Here is a 10,260-nt window from a genome sequence, read left to right on the forward strand (position 1 = left end):
TTTTACGATTTTTTGTTGTTTTATCACGATGTATGACTCAGAGGAAATTGCTGAAGTTTCTCAACAAAATCTGCGGATTCAACTTCTAAAAAAATGACGATCTGAAATGTGATAGCTGATAACAACAAACACATTTTTAGATCGTCACTAAGATTTGAGATTTTACTGATTACGTTGATTGACACGCTTTGAAAGTTCTTCAGCGGACTCTTTGCGTTCAGAATAACGGTCGGTTAAATACTGACTTTGTCCACGCGTCAGCAATGTGAACTTATAAAGCTCCTCCATCACATCTACGATACGATCATAGTAAGATGAGGCTTTCATACGTCCATCTTCTTCAAACTCCAAAAATGCTTTAGGAATTGAAGACTGATTTGGAATCGTGATCATCCGCATCCAACGGCCCAAGATACGCATTTGATTGACACTATTAAATGACTGTGATCCGCCACTGACCTGCATCAAGGCCAAGGTTTTGCCTTGTGTTGCTCGGATCGCACCGCCAGCCAGTGGAATCCAGTCAATTTGTGATTTAAAGATCGAACTCATCGAACCATGACGCTCAGGCGAGCACCACACCATTCCCTCAGACCATGCCAACAGTTCATGCAACTCTTTTACTTTCGCATGCTCCATATCCGCATCTTCGGGTAAAGGCAGTCCTTTAGGATGAAAGATTTTCACCTCAGCACCTAAATACTGCAAAATACGACCTGCTTCCATCACCGCCAATCGACTATAAGAGCGTTCTCGATTAGAACCATATAACAATAAAATACGGGGTGGATGATCCAGCTTTAGCGCTTGAACCTGTTGAAATTCAGGTTTTGGCAGTAATTCAAGATCAATATTCGTTACATCAACATCTGATTTATTCATTTGGAAAATACTTCTTCTTTAACCACAATGATACGCTCACCAGCGCAATCAACACAGGCACTTCCACCAATGGACCAATGACCGTAGTAAATGCTACTGGAGAAGCTAAACCAAAGGTCGCAATCGCCACAGCCAAAGCTAACTCAAAGTTATTTCCAGCCGCCGTAAACGAAATCGCGGTTGTACGCGGGTAATTGTTCCCCATCCACTTACTCATAAAGAAGCTAATAAAGAACATCAGCACAAAATAAATCGTCAATGGAATCGCAATACGAATCACGTCCAAAGGCAAACTCACCACATCACTGCCTTTTAAGCTAAACATCGCCACAATCGTGAATAACAATGCCAACAAGCTTAGGGGGCTAATTTTGGGTAAGAATTTATCTTGATACCAATCCAAACCTCTAGATTTGACCAAAATCAATCGCGTCATAAAACCAAGGAAGAATGGAATACCTAAATAAACCAACACAGCATGGGTAATCGTCCAGAAATCGACATCAATCACCTGTCCTGCCACGCCAAAATATGGCGGCAACACCGTTAAGAATAACCACGCATAGGTACTAAAAAATAAGATTTGGAAAATACTATTGAATGCGACCAAGGCTGCGACGTATTGGTTATCACCACAAGCTAAACCATTCCAGACCAAGACCATCGCAATACAGCGCGCCAGTCCAATCAGAATTAAACCTGTCATGTATTCTGGATAGCTATGCAAAAAGATAATCGCCAATGCAAACATCAATATCGGTGCAATCAACCAGTTCTGTACCAATGACAAGATTAGCGTTTTCTTGTCTTTGAACACTTCAGGTAAAGTTGCATAGTCGACTTTTGCCAACGGCGGATACATCATCAAAATCAAACCGATCGCAATCGGGATATTGACTGAGTCAAAACTCATTCGCTCTAAAGCAACCGACGCTTGCGGAAAAAATACACCGATCGCAACACCCAACCCCATCGCCATGAAAATCCATAGCGTGAGGTTACGATCTAAAAAGGACAATCCTGATTTAGCCATGTTCTACCCAATTAATCGATATGTGAGATTTGATTGATTGCTGCAATCATTTCAGGACGTGCCATATTGGCCGCATCAAGTGCAAATAGCGCATCAAGGCGACGATTGATATGATCGACAGTCACTTGGAAAGCTTTGAGTTTTTCTTCTTTAGGTAAATCTAAATGCGAAGGATCGACCAAGCCCCAGTGCGCTTTGATCGCGCCACCGAGATACAACGGACATGCTTCTTGGGCCGCCGAATCACACACCGTAATCACTACATCAGCTTGGTACTGTTCACAATCATCAATGGTTTTGCTCCACAATCCCTCAGTAGAAAGATTTAAAGCTTGTAAGGTTTCGATCGTTAGTGGATGGACTTGTCCAGACGGCTTACTGCCTGCGCTATATGCCTTCCAACCCGCTGGTGCACGATCATTAAAAAGGACTTCTGACAAAATACTGCGGCAACTATTTCCAGTGCATAAAAAAAGAAATTTCATGATGTTTTACTCACAATAGCTCTGTGTAGGTAGAGCGGCTAATGTTGGGATATTGTTGGATTGCTGTGTGGTCAATACATTTAGAATGTCATGACACCAATTCGGTAACTGTGGATTTATGCTGTAATACACCCATTGGCTTTGGCGTCTGTCTTGTAATAATCCAGATGAACGCAATAAAGCGAGATGTCTTGAAATCTTGGGTTGACTGAGTTGTAACTTTTCAGTGAGATCACAAACACACAACTCTTTATTCTCTACAATTAAAGTGACGATATTGAGACGGGTTTCATCTGATAAGCATTTAAAAAAATTAACTTGATCCATATTGGCACCTTATTTGTTTATTTGAATATGCAGATAATGAGGGTTTGTTGACAATTCAGTGCTAAATTTTTTAATTTACCCGTTGTCCATTTTCATCGATCACTTGTTCACCATCTTCTTTAGTGAAAGCACCCTTTTGCGGCAATGGCAAAATATCCAAGACGATTTCAGAAGGACGGCTAAGACGAGTACCCAAGTCAGTCACAACAAAAGGACGGTTGATCAAAATTGGATGTTCAAGCATAAAGTGGATGAGCTGCTCATCTGTCCAATCCTCACGCTCCAGTGCCAAATCACGATATGGATCGACATTTTTACGGATCGCTTCCCTAACCGTTAAACCAGCATCATGAATGAGCTGAATCAGTTCCTCACGGGTGGGTGGTGTCACTAGATACTCAATCACAGTCGGTTCAATCCCTGTATTGCGGATTAAAGCCAAGGTATTTCTTGAAGTTCCACAAGCTGGGTTGTGAAAAATCTTCACGTCTAATGAAGTTGTCATTTGAATGAACTCTAGTTTGTATATGCTTATATCTTTATATACGAATTAGCATATATACTCAATATACATCTCGCTCTTTTTTCCTCTCTAAACAGCATAAGCTCTGAATCAAGAACAATATATCAAATAAAATTAAGTGCTTAAAAACAGAAACCACAACAATAAAGTTGTGGTTTTCTCTATATCACTATTACTTATTGGATATGATCACGCCATTTTACAGATTACGAATACAGTTGCTCATTACCCATTTAAATTGATTCAACGATGTCTACGTAGCGATAAATGCAGCCATCTTTTGGGTTTTCAAAAAGCAAATCAATGTTAGGTAAAAGAATATCGCCGTCCACTTCAATTTGCTCTATATATTTGAAAGAAAGATCTTCTCGATCATTTAATTCTTTAATTTTAGCAATAACTATCTTTTCAGAGTCAAATTGATTCTTAACTTTGATTTTTATATTTTTCATTAGAAACTCCAGTTCTACAGATTTAAAATACACAAATAAATGAAATTAAAATGATGTGATTGCAGAAAAAGCCAATGGCATAGCAAAGACAGTTAGAATACATGATGCACTACGTTGTAAATTACGCTGATTCAACCAAGTAATTTTGTTTGAAATTAAGACTGATCCAAAAGCAATCCATAAAAAAGCGATTGGTGTAATCAGTGTTAAAAAAGTTCCCATATGAATTATATATTGATGGAGGTTCAACCAAACCGTATGCGGGAAAATAGCTGAAGCAAACAACAGAGCTTTAGGGTTAAGTAAAGTTGCGACAAATAAAGCCTTTGAGGTAATTAATGGCTGGTTTAAATCCATCTTTTTGGTAGAAGTTATCCATAGTTTAATTGCTAAATAAATGATAAAAGCGGCGCTAAACAACTTTATGAAAGGTGGTAACCAAGGCATATAGTGAGAAACGGACTCAAGTAAAAACCCCCATGCAGTAATTGCAATAAAATAACCGAGTACCTCCGATGGAATTAATTTAAGTGAGCGTTTGATACCTACTTGGATTCCTGATGAAGCCAATAATGTATTCGTTGGACCTGGTGTAAGTAAGATCGTAATAATCAAACCAAAGAATAAAAATGTCACCATAGACAAATCCCTTTGATAAATTGTGCAAGCGAAATATGGCAAAATAGACAAAGGTTTGTCGATAAAATGGTTGTAACCAAAAATAATTAAAACTAAACTATTTTATATAAATCAACATCTTAAACCAAAAAAACACTTTGATTTAGCACAAATCAAATGTGTGACCAATATCACTTTTCATCGGGTCTTTTAGAGAATACAACTGTCTTTGAATCACACAAGATTCTGATTATTCAGAAAAATTTATTGTTGAAATTGAATAAAGCGTCGGAAAAAGCCCACACACCTTTCAAGCAGTTTAGACATGATTCATAAGCAAATGTACTACTTTTAGTTTTATGCTAATATTGCGCGCAAATTGCCGATTTGATCATTCAGCAAGATCAAATATAGGCTTCAGTTTTCGATCTCTTCTCCAGTCAAATGTATTGTATTCAATATTCAGCCTACAAATGTGCCATGTATTCCCTTTGCTTGATTGCAATCCTGTCGGCTATTTAACATTGAAACAAAGGTATGATTTTTAATGACGCCGAACCAAACCATTTGAATAGCCACATCCAAAGATGCAGCTAAAATAAGGTTGTTCTCATTCCGCTTAGGCTAATTTAAGCTACCATTCTAAGCGCCTGTTCAAGACCTCGTTGTTTAAGCCCTGCACCAAACCTTGCAGAGTCCAGACGATGATCGGTACTCATTGCACTGCGTTCATGATCTACAAACTCAGTGATTGAGCAAAGAAATCATAGACAGTATCTTCCTTCAAATGAGCCTAGATTTAGGCTATTTAGATTTCTTCTAATACCAAGGATTCCATCATCTGATCCTCTACGACGCGGCCACCCTTAATAGCTACAATTCTATCAACAGATGCAATTGTTTCTGGACGATGAGCAATAATAACTCTCGTCATGTTCAGTGATTTAATCATTGAATTAATTTCTTGTTCTTTCAAAACATCTAAATGGCTCGTAGCTTCATCTAAGAATAAAATTTTAGGTTTTCTATACAATGCTCTGGCTAATAAAACTCTCTGTTTCTGTCCACCTGACAGGATACTTCCCATATCTCCAACCAAAGTCTGATAACCCATCGGCATAGCTATGATTTCATCATGTATAGCAGCCATTTTTGCACACTGCTCTACCCACTCTTGATTAATACTATGATCAAAAAAGCTAATATTTTCAATAATTGATCCAGCAAACAATACATCATCTTGAGCAACAGAGGCAGTGAGATGTTTTAAGTTACTCTTCCCAAAATTCTTTATACTTTTTCCACCTATTCTTATATCACCATATTCTAACTTCAAATTTCCTAAAAATAAGTTCATCAAAGTCGTTTTTCCGCAGCCTGTAGCTCCAACAATCGCTACAGATTGCCCAGCAGGTATAGTTAGATTGACATGGTGAATAATCCAAGGCTCTTCTTCTGAATACCTAAACTTCAATGAGTTAACTTCAATCTCCGTTCCTATTTTTTGATCCCATGTTTCTGGATCGAATAAATAATTATCTGCTTGATCTTGATCTATCAGAACGATATCTGCTAGTCGTTCTCCGTGCAGACTTAGCATTTTAACTTCAACATATTTATCAATTAGAGAACTGATCCTGCTACCAAACTGGCTCTTATAGGCTATAAATGCCATTAAGATTCCGACAGTGAATTCACCTTCAATAACTAAACTTGCCCCTAACCAAAGAATAATTATATTCTGTAATCCAAATAGTATAGTGTTAACAAACCCAAACATTAATTGTAGCTTTTGAGATACTAAGCCAGCATTAATTTGATCAACAAATAAGGTTAACCATGTAGCCTGTCTAAGCTCCTGTTTTTCAAATTGTTTAATCGTTTTTATACCACGCATTGTTTCCATAAAATGCGTGTTCTGTTTCGCTGCATATACGATTTGATCTTCTGTCGCACGCCTTAATGGCGCATACCAAGCCCAACGAATAAGGGAATATAAAAAGATTGTAATAACAGCTATCCAAGCCAATTGTGCACTATAAAAGAACATCAGAACCAGTGTAAACACTGTCATCAATCCATCAAGAATAGCTGTCAAGAATGATGTAGTTAATGTTCTCTGAATTGCATCAATCGATGAAAATCTAGAGATAATATCTCCCAAATGGCGCTTTTGGAAAAAGCTTGTTGGCAAATTAACAAGATGTTGAAAAATATTAGCTTTCCACTGTACATTTAGGGTTGTGGCCATATGCATGACGATCCAAGACTGCATAAGACCAATGATGCTACTGAGTAGCATCAACAAACCAAAGCCAATAGCTAAAGTTGTCAAAAGATTTAAGTCAGCGGATACAATGGCATGATCTATCACCCATTGCATAAAGAATGGACTTATTAGTGAAAAGGCTTCCAAAGCCAATGCTAAAATAAGAATTTGACTTAGAGATTTCCATAATCCTCTAATTTCACCAAATAATTTGAAAATCTGAATGCTTGTTTTATCTTTCTTTTCTTCAAAATCAGAATCAGGCCAGAGTTCCAAAGCAACGCCTGTAAAGCTTAAAGATGCCTGTTTGTAACTTAGGAATCTCTCACCAAATGCAGGATCAATAATAGTAATTTTTGTTGCCGACACTTTTTTTAACACAACAAAATGATTAAGTTCCCAGTGCAAAATACAAGGTAATCGAAGTTTATTTAAATCATTTAGTTCTAGCTTAAGCGGTCGTGTTGTTAAATGTAGTTTGTTAGCAATTTTAATTAAGGTTGTTAGTGTCGCCCCTTTTTGAGATATGGAATATCTTTGTCTTAAGGTTAACAAATCAGAATCATAACCATAATGACCTGCTACTATTGCCAAGCAGGCGAGTCCACATTCGGAAGATTCTGTTTGTAAAATAACAGGAGTTTTTCTACCTATCCCTAAAGATAGATATTCGAGATGACGCATAAATTAAAATTTTCCTGTAATACTAAACAACGGTTCTAGTACCCATTCATATAGCTTGCGTGTTTCATGCATAATATCGCCATCAAGGGTCATTCCTGCTTGTAATGGCATATCTTGTCCATATGCTTTTACGACTTGTTTATCTAGCTTTGCTCGCACTAAATAGACTGGTTCATTATTTAATTGTTCTTGTGGTGAGATCACGCCTATTGTTTTCATATCTTGTCCAGCTGAAGCTGTTTTAGATATAGACAAAACATGTGCTTTAGCATGCCCAAATTTCTGATAAGGATACGCTTGATAACGCAATAGAACTTGATCTCCTTCTTTTACAAACCCTATTGCTCGACTAGGTACATATAACTGAGCAATAAGAGATGTATTTTCTGGCAGTATTGTTAATAAAGGTCTTGTTAAATCAACAAATTGACCAACCTCTGCATTGATAGTGCTTACGATTCCGTCTGCATTCGCTTGAACTGCTATGCTTTGTTGAGCTTGCATTTCAATAAGTTCTTGAGCATTACTAGATAGAAGACGTTCGTATTGCTCTACCTCATTACTTTGCTTATTCTGTAAACCATCTAAAACTATTTTCTGTTCATTAAACTGTTTTTCCAAAGTTACTTTGTCTCTTTGTAAAGATTCATACTGAGAAATTTGATCAAAATATTCAACTTTCCTAGCTTCAACCTCCTCATGAGATGCTGCATTTTGCTGTAAAGCTACTTCATAACGTTTTTGGTTATTTTTAGCTAAGCTCACACGATTTCTTTGATTAAGGAGTAAATTATTTACTCTTATTAAACTTTCATTTAATAAACTTATTTGATTCAAAACAGTTTGTTTTTCATTTTGATGGATAAGGTGTAGTCGCATAATTTCATTTCGAAGAGATTGCTCCTTCAGTTGTGTTTGTTTTGCTAAAGCTGCGGCAATATCACCATGCTCGGTATAATTTGTTGTAGAAATAACATACAGAATGTCACCCTTTTGAACTTTTTGACCTTCATAGATATTTTTCTTCACTATAGTGCCCTGTTGAGTGGCGTACACCTGTATCAAACCAGATAAAGGAGTTAACTGTCCTTTAACCGTGCTACGTTTGGTGTAGCTCCCCCAGATGGTGAAAGCGATGATCACCAATGTGATACATAAAGAAAAATATGTAAAAAAAGTAAAACTAAATGGACGTGAAAGAATAATATTTCCAGTCCATCTAGTTTGTTTTGCATCAAAAGCTTCTTTACGAAATAGATGGTTATTCATTTAGAATTCTATATTCACAAGCTCAATAACATCCTGTATCGCAAGCTGGAAAAGAAGCCTGTTAATTTTTTCTACTGGATGATCTACAAACTCTTTTGAAACTTGATCAACAGAAGAATATGGATTTTCATATAAATGCTTAATAAGCTTTAAACTCAATTCATCAACATTAACTTTATTCCCATTAATGATGACAAACCCTTTATCAAAGAAATAAAGCAAATTAACATTTAAACGAATCTTTTGACCTATATGTAATTTGTCAACTTTACCATTACCTAAGATGTCTAATGAAAACATAGATGGAACATGGTGATTCCCCAATTGATGCATCATAAAGCTTTCATAATAATCTTTATCTTTTAAAATTTCGGCAATCTCATGACTAATATTATCAATCATTTCTTTATCACATTCGAAATTAGTAAAATTTTGTCGACAAGCTAAAATATTTGGTGCAATTTGCTCGAGCCATTGAACATATTCAAAACCAGTTGGAGCAAAAGAAGCTACTGCTAAATGAAAAGTTTCACCATCTAAAGGCAAAGGATCGTGCCACCAACCACGCGGAATATATAAAATGTCACCAGCTTCTAGCGTAACATCCATATATACCTCTTCAGGCTCTTGAATATCTGAAAAATATTTTGTTTGCTGCATGTACAGTGGCAAATCAAAATTAGGTTTTTTTAGAATCCAACGTTTTTTGCCAAGTAATTGAACAGCATAAACATCTCTAGTATCCCAATGACTTTTATAAGAGGATTTTGAACTAAAAGCTGCATAACCACTTGTAATTGTATGAGCTTCTGCAAAGTTAGCTATCTGTTTACTAATATGATCTACAAATGGTTCATTCTTAATCCGATTGTAAACGAGCGTAGCTCCATTCCTTAAATACTCATATAAGGTTGATTTGATGCATCTATATTCTGTCGCCCCCAAATTATCATACGCCTCGACATATTCATCCTTATCGACCTCATAACCATTCATCAGTTTAAAGTCACGATGTGAGATATCACCTCGACTATATAATTCATTGATATTATTCCATGTAAAACCATCTGAATTTACTGCATTTTTAAAGAGATGAGGCTCTCTGTACATGAAATCTTTTTTGAAAGTTTCTTTATTAATATCAAAATCTAACAACATAACCACCTAACAGGAAAAAGCTTAATACATTAAAAACAATTTGTTTTTCTATTGATAACTTCAATTAGTAGTTCCCCCCATCTTTCCCATAATTAGTACCGTCATTACAATAGTTATTTCCAGATTTATCATCTTTCCCAGCGGCACCACCAATAGCATTACCTATTGCACCACCAACCACACCACCAACCACTTTTCCAGCACTGCCACCAACTTTTCCACCAACAACTACACCAAGGGCAGCTCCAGGCGGCCCCCCAACGGCCCCTCCTATTGCCCCTCCTGCAGCTGCTCCACCAATTTTCCCTCCAATCTCTCCAGCTTTTGCACCAATAACAGCACCAGTACCAGCAGCCCCTCCTTGAATAAGATCTCCTTTAACATCACCACCCGATACTAATTCAAGCTCTTGAATTGATAACTCTCTCATAACTCTTACCCTCAAATATTCGTTAACTTATAAACTAACCTGAATCGCGGATAAGAAATTAGCTTGAAAAAAAGGTGGCTGAAAACCATTAGGGAGTTACCACACAACCTATGCCTTCAGCCACCATGTT

11 protein-coding genes are annotated in these 10,260 nt (G+C 36.9%); all 11 read right to left on the reverse strand.

What is annotated here, in order from left to right; translation table 11 throughout:
• Positions 1–162 precede the first annotated feature (162 nt).
• A complete protein-coding gene (arsH, locus tag MMO38_RS12890; RefSeq protein ID WP_241323785.1) occupies positions 163–882 on the reverse strand; it encodes an arsenical resistance protein ArsH in 720 nt (239 codons plus the stop codon).
• On the reverse strand, positions 875–1,915 hold the full coding sequence (gene arsB, locus MMO38_RS12895; RefSeq protein WP_241323786.1) for an ACR3 family arsenite efflux transporter: 1,041 nt from the start codon (positions 1,913–1,915) through the stop codon (positions 875–877). Before arsB ends, arsH begins: the two co-directional genes overlap by 8 nt.
• A gap of 11 nt (positions 1,916–1,926) precedes the next feature.
• On the reverse strand, positions 1,927–2,400 hold the full coding sequence (locus tag MMO38_RS12900; protein ID WP_005198497.1) for an arsenate reductase ArsC: 474 nt from the start codon (positions 2,398–2,400) through the stop codon (positions 1,927–1,929).
• 6 nt (positions 2,401–2,406) lie between these two features.
• On the reverse strand, positions 2,407–2,727 hold the full coding sequence (locus tag MMO38_RS12905; protein ID WP_005198498.1) for a metalloregulator ArsR/SmtB family transcription factor: 321 nt from the start codon (positions 2,725–2,727) through the stop codon (positions 2,407–2,409).
• Between the two features lie 70 nt (positions 2,728–2,797).
• Positions 2,798–3,232 (reverse strand): arsenate reductase (glutaredoxin), encoded by a 435-nt coding sequence (arsC, locus tag MMO38_RS12910; RefSeq protein ID WP_241323787.1) that lies wholly within the window; start codon positions 3,230–3,232, stop codon positions 2,798–2,800.
• A 251-nt stretch (positions 3,233–3,483) separates the two neighbouring features.
• Complete coding sequence (locus MMO38_RS12915; protein ID WP_241323788.1) at positions 3,484–3,702, reverse strand: hypothetical protein; 219 nt, start codon at positions 3,700–3,702, stop codon at positions 3,484–3,486.
• A 45-nt stretch (positions 3,703–3,747) separates the two neighbouring features.
• Positions 3,748–4,341 carry a LysE family transporter gene (locus MMO38_RS12920; protein ID WP_241323789.1) on the reverse strand — a complete coding sequence of 198 codons (594 nt, stop codon included), beginning with the start codon at positions 4,339–4,341 and terminating at the stop codon, positions 3,748–3,750.
• A 787-nt stretch (positions 4,342–5,128) separates the two neighbouring features.
• A complete protein-coding gene (locus MMO38_RS12925; protein WP_241323790.1) occupies positions 5,129–7,273 on the reverse strand; it encodes a peptidase domain-containing ABC transporter in 2,145 nt (714 codons plus the stop codon).
• A 3-nt stretch (positions 7,274–7,276) separates the two neighbouring features.
• Entirely contained in the window at positions 7,277–8,542 is a 1,266-nt protein-coding gene (locus MMO38_RS12930) for an HlyD family efflux transporter periplasmic adaptor subunit (RefSeq protein WP_241323791.1), read from the reverse strand.
• On the reverse strand, positions 8,543–9,700 hold the full coding sequence (locus MMO38_RS12935; RefSeq protein WP_241323792.1) for a cupin domain-containing protein: 1,158 nt from the start codon (positions 9,698–9,700) through the stop codon (positions 8,543–8,545).
• Between the two features lie 64 nt (positions 9,701–9,764).
• Positions 9,765–10,130 (reverse strand): hypothetical protein, encoded by a 366-nt coding sequence (locus MMO38_RS12940; protein ID WP_241323793.1) that lies wholly within the window; start codon positions 10,128–10,130, stop codon positions 9,765–9,767.
• Positions 10,131–10,260 lie beyond the last annotated feature (130 nt).

Origin of the sequence: Acinetobacter sp. NIPH 1852 (assembly GCF_022549455.1) — a bacterium.
Lineage (GTDB): Bacteria > Pseudomonadota > Gammaproteobacteria > Pseudomonadales > Moraxellaceae > Acinetobacter.